Annotated in this window: 16 protein-coding genes and 1 pseudogene; 16 read left to right on the top strand and 1 reads right to left on the bottom strand. The window is 67.3% G+C overall.

From position 1 onward, the window contains the following. Positions 1 to 202: 202 nt before the first annotated feature. The 11 genes and pseudogenes from ELEN_RS15915 to holA all read left to right on the top strand — a co-directional run. A pseudogene (locus ELEN_RS15915) lies at positions 203 to 490 on the top strand (phosphatase PAP2 family protein); the annotation flags it as partial. A gap of 158 nt (positions 491 to 648) precedes the next feature. Continuing rightward, positions 649 to 1458: a dihydroorotate dehydrogenase electron transfer subunit gene (locus tag ELEN_RS08330; RefSeq protein WP_009608655.1), complete on the top strand. Its 810-nt coding sequence runs from the start codon at positions 649 to 651 to the stop codon at positions 1456 to 1458. Positions 1459 to 1629: 171 nt separating this feature from the next. Beyond that, positions 1630 to 2529, top strand: a complete 900-nt coding sequence (locus ELEN_RS08325) for a dihydroorotate dehydrogenase (protein WP_041691630.1) — start codon at positions 1630 to 1632, stop codon at positions 2527 to 2529. Next, a complete protein-coding gene (pyrF, locus tag ELEN_RS08320) occupies positions 2523 to 3248 on the top strand; it encodes an orotidine-5'-phosphate decarboxylase (RefSeq protein WP_009307077.1) in 726 nt (241 codons plus the stop codon). Before ELEN_RS08325 ends, pyrF begins: the two co-directional genes overlap by 7 nt. A 192-nt stretch (positions 3249 to 3440) precedes the next feature. Further along, on the top strand, positions 3441 to 3749 hold the full coding sequence (gene mihF, locus ELEN_RS08315; protein WP_009307076.1) for an integration host factor, actinobacterial type: 309 nt from the start codon (positions 3441 to 3443) through the stop codon (positions 3747 to 3749). 8 nt (positions 3750 to 3757) lie between these two features. Further along, positions 3758 to 4330, top strand: a complete 573-nt coding sequence (gmk, locus tag ELEN_RS08310; RefSeq protein ID WP_009608702.1) for a guanylate kinase — start codon at positions 3758 to 3760, stop codon at positions 4328 to 4330. A gap of 7 nt (positions 4331 to 4337) precedes the next feature. Continuing rightward, the gene (locus ELEN_RS08305) at positions 4338 to 4598 is read left to right on the top strand and encodes a DNA-directed RNA polymerase subunit omega (RefSeq protein ID WP_009307074.1); all 261 of its coding nucleotides are present in this window, start codon (positions 4338 to 4340) and stop codon (positions 4596 to 4598) included. Between the two features lie 215 nt (positions 4599 to 4813). Then, entirely contained in the window at positions 4814 to 6031 is a 1218-nt protein-coding gene (thiI, locus tag ELEN_RS08300) for a tRNA uracil 4-sulfurtransferase ThiI (protein ID WP_015760700.1), read from the top strand. Positions 6032 to 6610: 579 nt separating this feature from the next. Continuing rightward, complete coding sequence (locus ELEN_RS08290; RefSeq protein ID WP_009608698.1) at positions 6611 to 7291, top strand: ComEA family DNA-binding protein; 681 nt, start codon at positions 6611 to 6613, stop codon at positions 7289 to 7291. Continuing rightward, on the top strand, positions 7279 to 9633 hold the full coding sequence (locus ELEN_RS08285) for a DNA internalization-related competence protein ComEC/Rec2 (RefSeq protein ID WP_226843993.1): 2355 nt from the start codon (positions 7279 to 7281) through the stop codon (positions 9631 to 9633). Before ELEN_RS08290 ends, ELEN_RS08285 begins: the two co-directional genes overlap by 13 nt. A gap of 10 nt (positions 9634 to 9643) precedes the next feature. Then, positions 9644 to 10621 (top strand): DNA polymerase III subunit delta, encoded by a 978-nt coding sequence (gene holA / locus ELEN_RS08280; RefSeq protein ID WP_009307069.1) that lies wholly within the window; start codon positions 9644 to 9646, stop codon positions 10619 to 10621. A 180-nt stretch (positions 10622 to 10801) separates the two neighbouring features. On the opposite strand, the gene rpsT is transcribed toward holA, so the two are convergent. Next, positions 10802 to 11305, bottom strand: a complete 504-nt coding sequence (gene rpsT / locus ELEN_RS08275; protein WP_009608657.1) for a 30S ribosomal protein S20 — start codon at positions 11303 to 11305, stop codon at positions 10802 to 10804. A 386-nt stretch (positions 11306 to 11691) separates the two neighbouring features. Here rpsT and ELEN_RS08270 point away from each other — a divergent pair, with 386 nt between their 5' ends. The 5 genes from ELEN_RS08270 to hemW all read left to right on the top strand — a co-directional run bounded on the left by ELEN_RS08270 (position 11692) and on the right by hemW (position 16384). After that, complete coding sequence (locus ELEN_RS08270) at positions 11692 to 12141, top strand: hypothetical protein (protein ID WP_009608653.1); 450 nt, start codon at positions 11692 to 11694, stop codon at positions 12139 to 12141. A gap of 100 nt (positions 12142 to 12241) precedes the next feature. Further along, positions 12242 to 14047: a translation elongation factor 4 gene (gene lepA / locus ELEN_RS08265; RefSeq protein WP_015760697.1), complete on the top strand. Its 1806-nt coding sequence runs from the start codon at positions 12242 to 12244 to the stop codon at positions 14045 to 14047. A gap of 18 nt (positions 14048 to 14065) precedes the next feature. After that, positions 14066 to 14260: a hypothetical protein gene (locus ELEN_RS08260; protein ID WP_009307065.1), complete on the top strand. Its 195-nt coding sequence runs from the start codon at positions 14066 to 14068 to the stop codon at positions 14258 to 14260. Positions 14261 to 14264: 4 nt separating this feature from the next. Next, positions 14265 to 15257, top strand: coding sequence for a tRNA dihydrouridine synthase DusB (dusB, locus tag ELEN_RS08255; RefSeq protein ID WP_015760696.1), 993 nt, complete (start codon positions 14265 to 14267; stop codon positions 15255 to 15257). Positions 15258 to 15271: 14 nt separating this feature from the next. Further along, on the top strand, positions 15272 to 16384 hold the full coding sequence (gene hemW / locus ELEN_RS08250) for a radical SAM family heme chaperone HemW (protein ID WP_015760695.1): 1113 nt from the start codon (positions 15272 to 15274) through the stop codon (positions 16382 to 16384). Positions 16385 to 16468: the final 84 nt, after the last annotated feature.

Below are 16468 nucleotides of genomic sequence, written 5' to 3'. Positions count from 1 at the left end.
ATCGTGGCTTGCCGCCGGGGAGGCGCGCGTCGTTTCATTGAGGCTCGGACCCGCAAGGGATCCGCAGCATCCGTGAGGCGAAAGGACGGTTCGATGGAAACAACCCTGACGGCCGCGTGGCTGAACGACACGTTCGCCGCGTTCCGCGCTCTTCCTCGACTGGTGGCGCTTCGCCGGCGCCGCGTTCGAGGACGGGTTCTCGTTCCCCTCCGGGCACATGACCGCGGCCTCGGCGGCGATGGCGGCGCTCATGCTGGCGTATCGGAATTGGAAAACGGTGCTCGGCGGCTCGCTCGTCATGCTGGTCATGGGCGCTGCCCGCTGCTATCTCGTGGTGCACTATCCCACCGACGTGCTGGCCGGCCTTCTCGTGGGCGCGCTCGCGGCCGTCGCGGCGCAGCTGCTCGTGTCGTTCGCGTTCCGCCGGTACGGGGAGCGCCGATTCGCGCGGCCTCGCCACGCCTGTGCTCCCGTGCGACGCAGGCGGTAGGTCCCGCCGTTCGCTCCCTCCGTCGTCCCGGCGTGCACATTCCCTGCATTTTGGCTTGTCAGCCGCATGAAGCGCGCGCAGATGATACAATCGTCGGCCGAGAGACGAAAACGCGCGCCGCGCTCGCACGGGCGGCGGCGAAAAGTGAAAGGACGAATGTGGCACTCGTCAACGAGCGGGCCCGCATCCTCGCCAACGAGGAAGTCGGCCCGAACCTCTACCTCATGGAACTCGCGGCCTCGCATATCGCGGCGAGCATCGAGCCGGGGCAGTTCGTGCACATGAAGGTGCCGAGCATGGAGGCGCACATCCTGCGCCGCCCGTTCTCGGTGTACGCGCGCGATGCGGCGGCCGGCACGCTCGAGGTGCTCTACCAATCGGTGGGCTTCGGCACCGACCATATGACGCGCATCGAGCCCGAGCGAGCCGAGCACCTCTCCGGCGCCGAGCTCATCGGGCCGGTGGGCCGCGGGTGGCAGCCTCCCGCGAACGCGCGTCGCGCCCTCCTCGTGGGCGGCGGCGTGGGTGCTGCTCCGCTTTTCATGCTGTGCGAGAGTCTGATTAGCGCCGGCGTGCGCACTGACGTGGTGCTGGGCGCGCAGACCGAGGCGGCGCTCACGTGTCGCGGCCGCTACGAGGCGCTGCTGGACGAGCCGCCGCGCTGCGCCACCGACGACGGCAGCTTCGGACGCGAGGGCTTCTGCACCTCGCTCGTCGCCGAAGCGCTCGCCGAAGCTGCAGAAGCGGGGGAGCCGTACGACTATCTGGCCGTGTGCGGCCCCGAGCCCCTTATGAAGATCGTGGCCGGCATGGCCGCCGAGGCGGGCGTGCCCTGCGAGGTGTCCATGGAGAAGCGCATGGCCTGCGGCGTGGGAGCATGCCTGTCGTGCGTGGTGGACACGGTGGGCGGCAAGCAGCGGGCCTGCGTCGACGGCCCCGTGTTCGATGCGCGGAAGGTGGTATGGTAGATGGGCGATAGCTTCAACGCAACGCAACCTGTTCGGTCGGGCGGCGGGGACACCCCTCCAGTCGCTCGGACAGTCCGCGCTCGGTCGAACAGTCCGCAGGACTGTTCGATTCGCTGCGGAACTCGCTTGGTGGAGGGGTGTCCCCGCCGCCCTGTTCCGACTTCGGTGGACATGCGCGTGAATCTTGGCGGGTTGGAGATGAAGAACCCGGTGACGGTGGCTTCGGGGACGTTTGCTGCGGGGCGCGAGTACGGGGACTTCGTGGACGTGGCGGGCCTCGGGGCCGTCACGACGAAGGGCGTGTCGCTGAACGGCTGGGCGGGCAACGCCAGTCCCCGCATCGCCGAGACGCCTTCGGGCATGCTCAACTCCATCGGGCTTCAGAACCCCGGCGTGGCGCACTTGAAGGAATGCGATCTGCCGTGGCTGGCCGAGCGCGGCGCGACGGTCATCGTGAACGTGTCGGGCCACAGTTTCGACGAGTACGTGCAGGTGATCGAGGCGTTGGAAGACGTGCCGGTGGACGCGTACGAGGTGAACATCTCGTGCCCGAACGTGGACGCGGGCGGCATGACCATCGGCACGTGCACGGACAGCGTCGAGGCGGTCGTGTCCCGGTGCCGCGCCGCCACGAAGCGCCCGCTCATCGTGAAACTCACGCCGAACGTCACCGACGTGACCGAGATCGCGCGCGCCGCAGTGTCGGCCGGCGCCGACGCGCTGTCGCTCATCAACACGCTTCTGGGCATGGCCATCGATGCGGAGCGCCGCCGACCGCAGCTCGCGCGCGGCGTGGGCGGACTGTCGGGCCCGGCCGTCAAGCCTGTGGCGCTGCGCATGGTGTGGGAGGTTCACCAGGCCGTCGACGTGCCGCTGCTCGGCATGGGCGGCATCTCGTGCGCGACCGACGCGGTGGAGTTCATGCTGGCCGGGGCCACGGCGGTGGCCGTCGGCACCGCGAATTTCGTGAATCCGCACGCCACGGTTGAAATCATCGACGGAATGGCGCAGTATTGCGAAAGGCACGGCATCGAAGACGTGCAGCAACTGATAGGAGCTTTGGAATGGTGAGTTCGTTCGAAGAGGTTCCCGCGCGCGATCGCGTGATCGTGGCGCTCGACTGCGGCATCGAAGAGGCCTTCGACCTCGCGGACCAGCTGCAGGGCAAGGCGACGTGGATGAAGGTGGGAATGACGCTGTTCTACGCGAACGGCCCGGCCATCGTGTACGCGCTCAAGGAGCGCGGCTTCAAGGTGTTCCTCGACCTCAAGTTCCACGACATTCCGCACCAGGTGGAGGGCGCCGCGTACGCCGCGGCCGGCAGCGGGGCCGATATGCTGACCATGCACACGGTGGGCGGCGTCGACATGATGGCTGCGGCGCAGAAGGGCGCCGAGCGCGCAGCGTCCGAGTACGGTCACGATGCGCCGGCGACGCTGGGAATTACGGTTCTCACCAGCATGAACGATGCGGCTCTGGCCGAAACGGGCGTAAGCCGCGCCATGGCCGACCAGGTGGTCGTGCTGGCCGAGCAGGCCAAGCGCGCCGGCATCTCCGGCGTGGTGGCGTCTCCGAAGGAGGCTGCGCGTCTGCGCGAGATCCTGGGTCCGGACGCCTACATCGTCACGCCGGGCGTGCGCCCTGCGGGCAGCGATCGCGGCGATCAGAGCCGCGTGGCCACGCCTGCCCAGGCGTTCGCCAACGGTGCGTCGCACATCGTCATCGGGCGTCCCATCACGCAGGCGGCCGATCCGGCGGCTGCATTCGAGTCCATCGCGGCCGAGCTGTAGGCGCCCCGTCGAACTTGCGTGCGGTCTGGGAAAATGACGGTTGGGCGACGAATGGTCGACAAAGGAGCCAACTGCTTCTAGAATGTGTGACCACGCACTGAAATTTTTAGGATTTGTAGGAAAAGACAAGGTGAAGTGGGCGAATGCGTGATAGTATCACGGAATCGTTTTGGAACAGAAGGAGATAACACGATGGCTATTCCTCAACTCAGCCCTGAAGAGCGTCAGGCGGCTTTGGAAAAGGCGAAGGCGGCTCGCATCAAGCGCGCCGAGGTTCGCGATGACCTGAAGTCCGGCAAGCTCACGCTCGAGAAGGTTCTTGAAATGAAGAACGATCCGGTCGTGGGCCGTATGAAGGTTTCCACCCTCATCGAGACGCTTCCCGGCTACGGCAAGGCCAAGGCTGAGAAGATCATGAAGGAGCTCCAGATTGCCGAGAGCCGCCGTCTGCGCGGTCTGGGCGAGCGTCAGCAGACCGCCCTGCTGGAGCGCTTGGGCTAACCGCACCTATGCGCCACGGCAATCTGTTCGTCATCTCGGGGCCATCGGGTGCTGGCAAGGGCACGCTGGTGGCCCGTCTTTTGCGCGAGATCCCCGATGCTTGGGTGTCCATGTCGGTTACCACGCGCAAGCCGCGCGAGGGAGAAGTGGATGGCGTCCACTACCGCTTCGCGTCCCCTGAGGAATTCCAGGAGCTCGTCGACGAGGACGGCCTGCTGGAATGGGCGACGTACGGCGGCAACTGCTACGGCACGCCCCGCGCTACCGTCGAGGAGCACATCGCGTGCGGCGATCAGGTTATCCTGGAAATCGACGTTCAGGGAGGATTCCAGGTGCGCGACAAGTTCCCTTCGGCGCATCTCGTCTTCATCGAGCCGCCGTCGCTTGACGTGCTGGAAGCGCGCCTTCGCGGCCGCGGAACAGAGACGGAGGAGGCCATCGCCACGCGGATGGAGACGGCGCGGGTGGAGCTTTCCCGTAAAATGGAGTATGATATACGGCTGGTAAACGACGATTTGGACGAAGCTGTCCGCGCATTAGCGGGCTACGTCAACGAACAAGCCGAGAAAATACGAGGTTAACACGCATATGAGCATTATCGAACCGAAGATCGACGTCCTGTTGAACGAGACTGACAACGATCGTTTCCTGCTGTGCGCGCTCGCTTCCAAGCGCGCGCACGACATCAACGACATGATGCGCGGCCAGCGCGACCGCGCCATCCAGCTGCAGACGGCGGTCGAGATCGCGCGCGCGGCCGACAAGAAGCCGCTGTCGCTGGCTTTCAACGAAATCGCCCGCGGCGAAGTGTCGTACGATCCCAACTCCATCGACGTCAACTACCACTAAGAGATTCCGTCGGCCTACGGCCGACGGAACTGCTCGACGCTGCGAAGCCCCGAGGCACCGCGCCTTGCCGCTCCAAGCCCTCGTCGCGTACGGAAGTACGCTTCCTCGGGCTTTCGCGGCATTGCAAGGCGCCTCGGGGCTTCTCGCTGACGTGCTGCGCCAACCTGCGTGTTCGTTTCGCGCTACGCGCGATCTCTCTGCATCGAAGGATATCCATGACTGAATTCCAACGCATCTGCTTGGTCCATTACCACGAGATCGGGCTCAAGGGGCACAATCGATCGACGTTCGAGATGAGGTTGCTCAAGAACCTCGAAGCGCTGCTGAAGCCTTTCCCCGTGGTCGTTATCCATCGCATCGCGGGCCGTTTGTGCGTGTTCTTGCGTGAGGGCACCGATTGGACCACCGCGAAGGAGGCGGCCGACGTCATCGGCAAGGTGCCGGGCGTAGCGCGCGTGTCGTGCGGTTTCAAGTGCGAGCGCGACCTCGACGAGATGACGGAGGCGGCGCTCGCGGCGATGGCCGAGGCGGGCGAGTTCGACACGTTCAAGGTGGCGGCGCGGCGCAACCACACCGATTTCGCCACGGGTTCGATGGACATGAACCAGATCATCGGCTCGGCGCTGTGCGCCGCGCACCCCGAGAAGTCCGTTAAGATGAAGAAGCCCGACGTTACGGTGGGCGTCGAGGTGGTGCAGAACGCGGCGTACGTGTACGCGCGCTCGCTGCCGGGCGTGGGAGGGCTGCCGGTGGGCAGTTCGGGCCTGGTCGTGAGCCTGCTGTCGTCGGGCATCGACTCGCCGGTGGCGACGTGGAAGCTCGCGCGGCGCGGCGCGGTGTGCATAGGCGTGCACTTCTCCGGACGACCTCAAACATCCGATGCCAGCGAGTACCTCGTGGACGACATCGCGCAGGTGCTGGAGCGCACGGGCTGCATCGCTCGCGTGTACGCGGTGCCGTTCGGCGACTACCAGCGCGAGATCGCGCTGACCGTGCCGCCCGAGCTGCGCGTCATCATGTACCGTCGTCTCATGTTCAAGGTGGCTGAGGAGATCGCACGCCGCGAGCGCGCGGGAGCGCTGGTGACGGGAGAGAGCCTGGGTCAGGTTGCCTCGCAGACGCTCGACAACATCCGCTGCACTGACGCGGCGGTTGACCTGCCCGTCTTTCGTCCGCTCATCGGCACCGACAAGCTGGAGATCATCGCCGAAGCCGAGCGTTTGGGCTCGTTCGAGATCTCGTCGCAGGATGCGCCCGACTGCTGCACGCTGTTCATGCCGCGCAGTCCGGAGACGCATGCGAAGCTGCCCGTGGTGTTGGAAGCCGAGGCCGCGCTGCCCATCGAGCGCTGGGTACCCGAGATCGCCGACGCCGCAGAGGTTCGCGACTACGCCTGCCCCGCCTACAAGCCGAAGAAGAAACGCGCTTCCTGAGCGCGGCCGGTTGCAGAAGCTCGCAAAAGCGGCGTCCCCGGGAAATACCTCGGGGGCGCCGCTTTCTCTTGCCCCGTTTCGTCGTCCCGAGCGAACGCAGCTCTCGCCCTGTCATCCTGAGCGAGCGCGAGCATTCGACAGTCCAGCGGACTGTCGAACTCCCGAGCACGCGAAGCGAGCCCAGGGAGGCCCCGCGCAGCGCGGAGTCGAAGGATCCCGTGCGGCATCAGCTGGAAGCGCCGCGGCTGGCACCGCACGGGATCCTTCGACTCCGCGCTGCGCGCTCTGCTCAGGATGACGACCTGCGGTGCCCCGATCAGGATGACGGGCCCAGCGCAGCTTGTATTCGAGCTGACGAGAAGCGGGGTACTCCTCGCGCGTGATATGCGCGTGGGATTCGTTGGCGCGGCAGGTGGAAACCGCGCTGGATCGGCATCGACGGCGCGTGGAATCGGCGTTGGAAACGCGTGGAAGGTGCGCTGGAAAACGCGGCGCGTTTCGCTGGATCTGCGCCATCGGCGCGTGAGTCGGAGTCGCTATCATGGAAGGAGAGGAATCGGCGACGGGCGAGGGGGCGGCATGGGGTTTGCAGAGCGGGCGGAGTCGTGGCGGGCGAAGGCGCACCTGACCGGCGTGCGCCTGCCGGTGCTCGTGGGCGTGACGGCGCTCGCGGCCATCGTGCTCATCGCGGCGGGAGGAGCGCTGGTCAAGGCCGGAACGTCGGACGGCTTCTCGCTCTCTCGCGACGACGGCGCGGCGACTTCCGACGGTACCGACGAGGACGGCGCCGCTTCCGTGGAGGCGCGAACCGTCTTCGTGCACGTGGGAGGCGCCGTGGTCGAACCGGGGGTGCGAGAGCTGGCGGAGGGCGCGCGGGTGCAGGACGCGGTGGACGCGGCCGGAGGGTTCGCCGACGGAGCCGCCCGCGACGCGCTCAACCTGGCACGCGTGCTCGCGGACGGCGAGCAGATCGTCGTGCCGTCGCAGGAGGAGGCTGTCTTGGAGCCGGGCGCGGCCGTGGACGGCGGCGATGCGGGCTCCAGGGCGGCTGCTTCGCCGACGGGCGGCAAGATCGACCTCAATCGGGCGACGGCGGCCGAGCTCGATGCGCTGCCTGGCGTGGGGCCGTCCACGGCGGAGAAGATCGTGGCCGACCGTGAGGCGAACGGCCCCTTCCGCACGGTGGAGGATCTCAAGCGCGTGTCCGGCATCGGGGACAAGAAGTTCGCCGATCTGGCCGATCTCGTATGCGTGGGATGAGGGGCGCTGCGCGGGGCAAACCGGTCGCGCTTCCTCCGCGCCCGGCGCTGCCGCCTGTGCTGGCCTGCGCGCTTTCGCTGTGGGCATCGTGCGCGGCGGTGCTGGCCGCATCCGGATCCTGGGATGCCGGCGCATGCCTCGCCGTCGGCGCGGCCGGCATCGTCGCGAGCGTCGCATGCGCTTTCGCGCTATGGCGGCTGCCGGTGCCGATCGCGTGGGCCGCGCTGCTGGGAGCCGCGCTCGGCATCGCGCTCGCAGGCGGGTGCGCGGCCGCGCAGCACGAGGCGCAGCTGCAAGGCGACGGCCTTTCGGGACGCTGGCGATTCGAAGTCGCAGCCGACGGTTCGCAGGGCCCTTATGGCGCAACGTGCTTCGCGCGCGCGAACCTTCCCGACATCGGAGCCGTTACGGTGCGGCTTAGGTTCGAGGAAGGCGAGGACCCTCCGCGTTACGGCGACGTGCTGGAGGCCGACGCGACGCTCTCCGCGCCGGGCGGGTCGTCGGCGGCATACTGCTGGCGGCAGGGCGCGGTGCTCGAAGGCACGGCGCGCCGAGTCGTGAGCTGCGAGCGTGCCGACGCCCTCGGTATCTTGACAGGGCTTCGCAATCGCGCGATCGACCTGATCGCCGACGAGGGGACCGACGACGGGGCCGCGGTGCTCGCCGCGCTCGTGTGCGGATGGCGCGGCGCCCTCGAGGTAGGTGACGCGTACGCCGCCTACCAGACCAGCGGGCTTGCGCATCTCGTGGCGGTGTCGGGGGCGCACCTGTCCATCGTCGCCGGCTGCGCAGCCGCGCTCTTGCGTGCGCTGCGCGTTCCCCGGCGCGCCGGAGCCGTCCTGCAGGCGTCGTTTCTGCTGGGCTTCCTCGTGCTGGCGGCCGCGCCCTCGTCGGCCGTGCGCGCGGCCGTCATGGCGTTCGCCGGCATGTTCGCGTTCACGGCGCGGCGGCGGCCGGCGGCGCTCAGCGCGCTGGCCGTATGCATGATCGGCTGCATCGCGCTCGATCCGCGCACGGCGCTGGCGGTCTCGTTCGCGCTGTCGGCGCTCTCGACGCTCGGCATCGTACTGTTCGCAGGGCTTTTCCAGGCGTGGATCGCGCAGTGCTTCCAGCGCGCTCCGCGCCTGGCGCGCGAGGCGCTCTCGCTTACCGCCGCTTCGAGCCTTGCGGCCGCGCCGCTCGCCGCATCGCTGTTCTCGCAGGTGCCGGTTGTGGCGCCGCTGGCCAACGTAGCGGCCGCGCCGCTGTTTCCCGTAGTCTGCGCCGGCGGGTTCGCGGCGGTGCTGGCATCCTTGGCCGTTCCTGCCGTCGCGCCGGCGTTGATCGGATTCGCGTCGATGGGCACAGGCGCCCTCACTGCCGTCGTGCGCGCGCTCGCGAGCGTCCCCTACGCGAGCCTGCCTGCGAGCGTGCCCCTCGCCGGGGCGCTTCTGGCGTCGGCGGCATGCGCGGCGGCGCTGTGGCTGGCGTGGCCGCGTCCGAGCCGTCGTCGCGCGTTCGGTCTGGTCGCGGCGGCGGCGTGCGTCATGATCGGGACGGTCGTCGTCGCCCCGCGCCTTTCGGGCGACGAGATCGTCATGCTGGACGTGGGGCAGGGCGACGCGTTCCTGGTGCGGAGCCGGGGGACGGCCGTCCTGATCGACACCGGCAACCAGGACAGGATGCTGCGCGAGGCGCTCGCACGGCATGGAGCGTACCGCCTCGACGCGGTGGTGATCACCCACGGCGACGACGACCATAAAGGATCGCTCGCCTCGCTTGCGGGCGTCGTGGACGTGCGACGCGTGCTCGTCGCCCAGGACGCGCTCTCGTGCGGCTGCGAAGCGTGCGTCTCGCTCGTCGCCGACGCGCGCAAGCTCGCGGGCGACGGGGGAGTCGTCGGGCTTCGGCAGGGAGATGCGCTTCAGGTGGGCTCCTTCGACTTGCAGACAGTGTGGCCCGAGCGGTTCTCCGACGAAGGGGGCAACGCCGACAGCCTGTGCCTTGTCGCCGATGCGGACATCGACGGCGACGGCGCATCCGAGTGGCGTGCGCTTTTCACGGGAGACGCCGAGCGCGACCAGCTGCGCGCGCTCATCGACGAAGGGCTTGTGGACTCCGTCGACCTCTACAAGGTGGGCCATCACGGATCCAAGAACGCCCTCGACGACGAGGAGGCCGCCGTCCTTTCTCCTCGCATCGCGTTGGTCAGCGCAGGGGCGCGCAACCGCTACGGCCATCCGGCGCAGGACACGCTCGATCGGCTCGAGGCCGCGGGCGCACGCGTCTTCCGCACCGACGAGCAGGGAGATGTTTCGTGCAAATTGACCGCCGACCGGATCGAGGTGGATACCCTGCGTTAGAATGAACGGCATGGCTACTCAAAAGAAACAAGAAGCTCCGCTGCTGCCCGTCTACCTTATCGTAGGCGAGGACGCGCTCAAGCGCGACACCGTGATGAAGCGCCTACGCGCGCGCCTGTCCTCGATGGGCGATCTGTCGTTCAACGCCGACGAGTTCGACGGCGAGACGGCGCAGGGCGGCGACATCGTCACGGCCTGCAACACCGTGCCGTTCGCGAGCCCCGTGCGTCTCGTGGAGGTGCGCGCGGCCGACAAGCTGAAGAAAGCCGATGCCGAACAGCTCGTGAGCTATCTCGGTTCGCCGAACGGCTCCACGGTGCTCGCGCTCGTCGCCGAGAAGCTGGCGAAGAACACGCGCCTGTACAAGGCCGTGGCCGCCTGCGGCAAGACGGCGGTTATCGATTGCGCACCGCTCAAGCGCTACGAGCTGCCCCGAACGGTGCGCTCGATGGCCGTGACCCACGGCGTCACGCTCACCGAGGGCGCAGCCGTCAAGCTCGTCGACCTCGTCGGCGAGGACACGGTGCATCTCGACAGCGAGCTCAAAAAGATCGCGCTCGCGCATCGCGGCACCGACGCGGTGAACGAGCACGAGATCGTCGACATGGTCAGCCGCACCGCCGAGGTGAAGCCTTGGGAGTTCGTCGACGCCTTTGCGGCGCGAGACGTGCGCAAGTGCCTGCTGTACCTGGGTCGTATGGATTCCGTGTCGCCCCACGCGCTGCTGGCCATGTGCACGACGCGTCTGCGCGAGCTTGTCTGCGCGCGCTCGATGGCCGATCGCGGCAATCCCCGCGGCGTGGCCGCGGCGCTCAAAGCGCCCGACTGGCGCGTGAAGAACCATGTCAACTGGGCCCGCGGCTTCACTGCCGCCGAACTGCGGCGCGCCATCATCTCTTCGCGTGACACCGAGCGCGCGATGAAGAGCGGCGCCGATCCCAGGAGCGCTTTCCTGGACTGGGTGCTGGCGGTGACGGCGAGGCGCTAGCGTTTCAGGTTGTCGTCAAAAATGCAAGCAGAACGCTCGCTCGGGATGACAGCGGGGACAATCCGCGGTTTCCGCTCAGGATAACAGCCCTCTAACGCGAAGGAGCCCCGGATTTCCGGGGCTCCTTCGCTCTTGATATGCGGACGGATCGCAGGGCGAGTGCCGTATGCGCATGGATCGTTATTCGGCGGCAGCTTCCTCGGCGCCTTCGGCAGCCTCGGCCTTGGCGGCCTCTTCGGCTTCCTTGGCCTTGCGCTTCTGAGCGGCGGCCTCTTCCTTGAGCTGCTTCTCGCGGCGCTTGGCCTTCTCTTCGGAAGCGGCCTTCATCTCGGCGAGACGGGCGGCCTTGCGCTCGGCCTTCTTGGAGCCGGTCTTCTGCTCCTTCTTGGCCGGCTTCACGTAGGCGGCGCGATCGGCGTCGGTGGCAACCGTGTTGGCCAGGGCCATGATGCCGCTCTTGCGGTTCGCAGCCTGGTTCTTGTGGATGACGCCCTTCGAGGCGGCCTTGTCCATCAGGCGGCACGCGGCGCACGCGGCGGCGTAGGCCTCGGCGCCGTTGCCGGCGGCGACGGCGTCCTTCATGCGACGGGTCGCGGTCTTGAGCTCGCTTTTGACCGCGCGGTTGCGCATGCGGGACTTCTCGTTGGTGATGATGCGCTTCTTCTGGCTTTTGATGTTCGCCATGGGTGATGTTCCTCCAATTTGCAAAACCTGTCTGATACCGTGCGTTTCCGGCGATGCGGAGCGTTTGGCGATCTCGAGAGTCGCAACTGCACGGTGACGACAGCCTCGCATGCGATCCCCTTCGGGGGAACCATGGCGCGCCCGCGCAGGCGGGCAGCCTCGATGCATGGTGAAACAGGCGGGATTTCTCTGTTTCGCGGACCAATCGGTCACCGGCACGTACGAATCTTGAAGCGCAGCCACGTCTGCAGATCGGCGATGAAACCATCGCGCGAACGTATTTGCCGGATACACAATGCGATAGAATAGCAAACGTTGAGCGCTTTTTCACGCACAAATGCAAAATCGCGCACGTTTCTCCATCAACCTGGGAAAAGGAGCCTTCCATGCACCGTTGCGACTTTCGCTTGCCCGTCCGCGTACTGGCCGCCGCCGCGCTGCCCCTCATGGGCGCTGTGACCCTCGCAGGATGCTCCGGCGCGTCCCAGCATCAGGTGATCGACCGGAACGTCGCCTGCTCCTCATGCCATTCCGACGAGAAGCCCGTCTACGAAGGAGCGACGGTGCCCTCGGAAACCGTTGAGAGCGGGTCGCGGGTGCAGGTCAAGACATCGGGAGCCGCGGTTGCCGTCGTCGCGCGACCCGTGTTCACTGCCGAGGACGGCTCGGGTTTCGTGCCTGTGATCGATTCGTCCGTCGCCTTGGACGGGGGAGAGGCGGTCGTGGAGCTGGAGGACGGCCTCTGGGCGCTGTGTCTGGACGAGGGCGACAAGGCTCGCGCCAAGCTCGTGCGCGTCGATTCCGCGAGCGATGCGACCGCTGTCGTGGAACTGTAGCGCGCGAACCCTGTCCGCAGCGCGCGAATAGGGTAGAATAGGCTCCGTTTTCCCGAAGCGCCCGCATGCGTGCGAGCGCGCGTCATTTGAAAGACAGGCTATGACCACCGATCCGAACTTCATCCGCAACTTCTCCATCATCGCGCACATCGACCATGGCAAGTCGACGCTGTCCGACCGCGTCCTCGAGCTCACGGGCACGGTGGCCAGCCGCGACATGCAGGCCCAGCTGCTCGACAGCATGGACATCGAGCGCGAGCGCGGCATCACCATCAAAAGCCAGGCCGTGCGCGTGGACTACACGGCCGACGACGGCCAGACCTACCAGTTCAACCTCATCGATACGCCCGGCCACGTCGACTTCACCTACGAGGTGAGCCGAAGCCTCGCCGCGTGCGAGGGCGCCGTGCTCGTGGTGGACGCCACCCAGGGCGTGGAGGCGCAGACCGTGGCCAACGCCATGATGGCCATGAACGCGAACCTCGACATCATCCCGCTCATCAACAAGATAGACCTTCCCGCGGCCGAGCCCGACCGCGTGCGCGAGGAGATCGAGGAGGGCCTGGCCATCCCCGCCGACGATGCGGTGCTCGCGTCCGGCAAAACGGGCGAGGGCGTGCACGATCTGCTGGAGGCCGTGGTGTACAACATTCCCGCGCCCGTCGGGGACGCCGACGCCCCCTTGCGCGCGCTCATCTTCGATTCGTACTTCGATCCGTACCGCGGCGTGGTGGCGCTCGTGCGCGTGGTGGACGGCGCCGTGAAGAAGGGCGACAGGGTGCTCATGATGGCCACCGGTACCGAGGTGCTGGTGGAAGAGGTGGGAGCACGCCGCCCGGCCGAGACGCCGCTGCCGGAGCTGTCGGTGGGCGAGGTGGGCTACCTGGTCACCGGCCTGAAGGACGTGCGCCAGGTGAAGGTGGGCGATACCATCACCGCCGTGCGCGGCGGCGTGGATGAGCCGCTGCCGGGATACCGCGACGCCAAGCCCATGGTGTACACGGGCCTGTTCCCCCTCGACGGCGACCAGTACGAGCCTCTGAAGGAGGCGCTCGAGAAGCTGTCGCTCAACGACCCGGCGCTGGCTTGGGAGCCGGAGAAGTCGCACGCGCTGGGCTTCGGCTTCCGCGTGGGCTTTTTAGGCCTGCTGCACATGGAGGTCATCAAGGAGCGCCTCGAGCGCGAGTTCGACCTCGACCTTCTGGCAACGGCGCCAAGCGTGGAATACCACGTGTACCGCCAGGGCGGCGAGATGATTTCGCTGCACTCGCCCCAGGAGATGCCCGATCCCGGCGAGATCGATCGCATCGAGGAACCCTATCTCAAGGCGAAGATCCTCATTCCGCCCGACTACGTGGGCGCGGTCATGGAGCTGACCACGGCACGGCGCGGCACCTTCGTCACCATGAACTATCTGTCTCCCACGACGGTGGAGATGCTGTGGGAGATCCCGTTGTCGGAGCTTATCATGGACTATTTCGATAAGCTTAAGTCGAACACGAAGGGCTACGCCTCGCTCGACTACGACTTCGACGACTACAAGCCCTCGAAGCTGGTGAAGCTGGACATACTGCTTTCGGGCAAGCCCATCGACGCGCTGTCGTTCATCGTGCACAAGGACAAGGCGTACGATCGCGGACGCGTGCTGACGGAGAAACTCAAGGAGATCATTCCGCGCCAGATGTTCGAGGTGCCCATCCAGGCAGCCATCGGCGGGCGCGTGCTGGCGCGCGAGACGGTGAAGGCGAAGCGCAAGGACGTGCTGGCGAAGTGCTACGGCGGCGACATCAGCCGCAAGCGCAAGCTGCTGGAAAAGCAGAAGGCCGGCAAGAAGCGCATGAAGAACATCGGCAACGTGGAAGTTCCGCAGGAGGCGTTCATGGCCATCCTGAAGGTGGACGACTGATGCAGATAGGTTGAGAGCATGGCACGCAAAGACGATTTCGATTGGCTGGACGACCCGTTCGACGAGAAGAAGGCCGCGAAGGACGAGATGCGCGCCGCCACGTCGGGCGGCACCAAGCTCGCGCTGGGCTGCGGTTGTTTGATCGCCGTCGTGGGCATCGTAGTGCTGCTGGGGTTCGTCTTGGTCAACATGGCCGAGATCATGGCTTCGTAGCGCCATGGAGGATATGCACGCGTTCTTCCGGAGCCGCCGTCTGCTGCTCGCCCCCATGGCGGGCGTGAGCGACGAGGCGTTCCGCACGCTCTGCCGCGAGCAGGGCGCCGACCTCACCTACACCGAGATGGTGTCGGCCAAGGGTCTTTCCTACGCGAACGAGAAGACGCGGCATCTGCTGCGCCTCGCGCCGGGGGAGGACCAGGTGGCCGTGCAGCTGTTCGGCCACGAGCCCGACACGATGGCCGCCCAAGCTGCGTGGATCGAGCGCGAGATGGGGCAGTCGCTGGCCTACCTCGACATCAACATGGGCTGTCCGGCCAGAAAGATCGTGTCGAAGGGCGACGGCTCGGCGCTCATGAAGGATCCGGCGCTGGCCGCCTCCATCGTGCGCGCGGTGCGCGCAGCGGTGAGCCGCCCCGTCACGGTGAAGTTCCGTCGAGGGTGGGCCGAGGGCGACGAAACCGCCCCCGAGTTCGCTCGGAGGATGGAGGACGCGGGCGCCTGCGCCATAGCCGTGCACGGGCGCTATGCCGAGCAGCTGTACCGCGGGCGCGCCGAGTGGGGCGCTATCGCGCGGGTGAAGGAGGCCGTGAGCGTGCCCGTCGTGGGCAACGGCGACGTGAGAAGCGGCGCCGACGCCGTGGCCATCACGGAGCGCACCGGCTGCGACGCCGTGATGATCGCGCGTGCCGCCGAGGGAAACCCTTGGCTGTTCGCCCAGGCCAAGGCTGCGCTTGCGGGCGAGCCGGAGCCTGACGGGCCCACCGTGGAGGAGCGCATCGCGCTCGCGCGCCGCCACGCGCGGCTGCTCAGCGCGCGTGAAGGCAGGAACATCGTGCGCATGCGCAAGCACGCTATGTGGTACCTGGCGGGGCTGCCCGGCGCCGCCGCCGCGCGCGGCAGGATCAACGGCTGCGTGTCCGTGGAGGATTTCGACGAGGTGTTCGACGAGCTGCTGGCATGCGCGAGGGAGCATGCCGCCGCCCACGAGTGAGAAGAGAGGCGCTCATGCCGCACGATCCGTACAAGGCGCTGTACCTGCATCTTCCGTTCTGCGTGAAGCGGTGCGCCTACTGCGACTTCGCCACGGCGGCCGTGCCCGCCGGCGCGCCCGAGATCGAAGCGTACGTGGAGGATCTCAGCCTTCAGATCCGCCGCAAGGCTAAGGAAGGCGAGCTGGGGGCGGTCGAGACGGTGTACCTCGGCGGCGGCACGCCCAGCCATGTGGGGCTGGCGGGCCTGTCGATGCTGCTGTACACGCTGTCGCTGTCGATGCACCTCACCGACGAGGTAGAATGCACGATGGAGGCGAATCCCGAGAGCCTCACCGAGCGCATGGTGCGCGACATCTGGGCGCTCGGCGTGAACCGTCTGTCCATCGGCGTGCAGAGCTTCGACGACGACGTTCTGCGCACGCTCGGCCGCGCGCATTCCTCCGATGACGCCCGCCGTGCCATCGAGGCGGCCCGCACCCGGTTCGAGAACGTGAGCGTCGATCTCATGTGCGGCATCCCCGGCCAGAGCGCGGAGGGCTTCGAGGCGAGCGTGCGCGAGGCCGTGCGCCTCGGCGCGACGCACGTGAGCGTGTACCCGCTGACCATCGAGCCGCACACGCCCTTCGACGCCGCGGTGCTGGCGGGCGAGCTGGAGGAGCCCGACGACGACGTGGAGGCCGCGCACATGCAGATCGCCGCGCGCGTGCTGGATTCGGAGGGCTTCGAGCGCTACGAGGTGGCCAGCTACGCCCGCCCCGGCTTTGCATGCCGCCACAACATCGCGTACTGGACGGGCGTGCCCTACCTGGGTCTGGGCCGTTCGGCTGCCACGATGACGCAGAACGCGCAGCGTCGCATGCGGGTGAAGGACGGCCAGGTGACCGACGACCTCGACCCGCGCCAGATGGCCGCCGAGAACCTTATGCTGGGCATGCGCATGACCGCGGGCGTGTCCGACGAGCACGCCGCCCGCGCCGCGGAGTTGCTGCCCGAGGCGACGACGGTGCTGGCCGACTTGGAGCGGCAGGGGCTCGTCGAGCACGAAGGCGGCCGCTGGCGGCCCACCGAGCGCGGCTGGCTCTGCGGCAACGAGCTGTACGGCGCCCTATTCGATCTGGCCGACTGACGCGCGCCCGCTCCTTGTGCGTCTCCCGTCGAGTTTCTCCATAATTTCCGCCTGTTGTTAGCACTCTCGGCTTTCGGCTGCTAA

Source organism: Eggerthella lenta DSM 2243, assembly GCF_000024265.1.
Taxonomy (GTDB): domain Bacteria; phylum Actinomycetota; class Coriobacteriia; order Coriobacteriales; family Eggerthellaceae; genus Eggerthella; species Eggerthella lenta.
This window is presented reverse-complemented; position numbering and strand designations above follow the sequence as displayed.

Bases quoted from the DNA above. Each gene is read 5' to 3' on its own strand.
- ELEN_RS08325 (WP_041691630.1), top strand. From the start codon at position 1,630: ATGCGCGTGAATCTTGGCGGGTTGGAGATGAAGAACCCGGTGACGGTG.
- pyrF (WP_009307077.1), top strand. From the start codon at position 2,523: ATGGTGAGTTCGTTCGAAGAGGTTCCCGCGCGCGATCGCGTGATCGTG.
- mihF (WP_009307076.1), top strand. From the start codon at position 3,441: ATGGCTATTCCTCAACTCAGCCCTGAAGAGCGTCAGGCGGCTTTGGAA.
- gmk (WP_009608702.1), top strand. From the start codon at position 3,758: ATGCGCCACGGCAATCTGTTCGTCATCTCGGGGCCATCGGGTGCTGGC.
- ELEN_RS08305 (WP_009307074.1), top strand. From the start codon at position 4,338: ATGAGCATTATCGAACCGAAGATCGACGTCCTGTTGAACGAGACTGAC.
- thiI (WP_015760700.1), top strand. From the start codon at position 4,814: ATGACTGAATTCCAACGCATCTGCTTGGTCCATTACCACGAGATCGGG.
- ELEN_RS08290 (WP_009608698.1), top strand. From the start codon at position 6,611: ATGGGGTTTGCAGAGCGGGCGGAGTCGTGGCGGGCGAAGGCGCACCTG.
- ELEN_RS08285 (WP_226843993.1), top strand. From the start codon at position 7,279: ATGCGTGGGATGAGGGGCGCTGCGCGGGGCAAACCGGTCGCGCTTCCT.
- holA (WP_009307069.1), top strand. From the start codon at position 9,644: ATGGCTACTCAAAAGAAACAAGAAGCTCCGCTGCTGCCCGTCTACCTT.
- rpsT (WP_009608657.1), bottom strand. From the start codon at position 11,305: ATGGCGAACATCAAAAGCCAGAAGAAGCGCATCATCACCAACGAGAAG.
- ELEN_RS08270 (WP_009608653.1), top strand. From the start codon at position 11,692: ATGCACCGTTGCGACTTTCGCTTGCCCGTCCGCGTACTGGCCGCCGCC.
- lepA (WP_015760697.1), top strand. From the start codon at position 12,242: ATGACCACCGATCCGAACTTCATCCGCAACTTCTCCATCATCGCGCAC.
- ELEN_RS08260 (WP_009307065.1), top strand. From the start codon at position 14,066: ATGGCACGCAAAGACGATTTCGATTGGCTGGACGACCCGTTCGACGAG.
- dusB (WP_015760696.1), top strand. From the start codon at position 14,265: ATGGAGGATATGCACGCGTTCTTCCGGAGCCGCCGTCTGCTGCTCGCC.
- hemW (WP_015760695.1), top strand. From the start codon at position 15,272: ATGCCGCACGATCCGTACAAGGCGCTGTACCTGCATCTTCCGTTCTGC.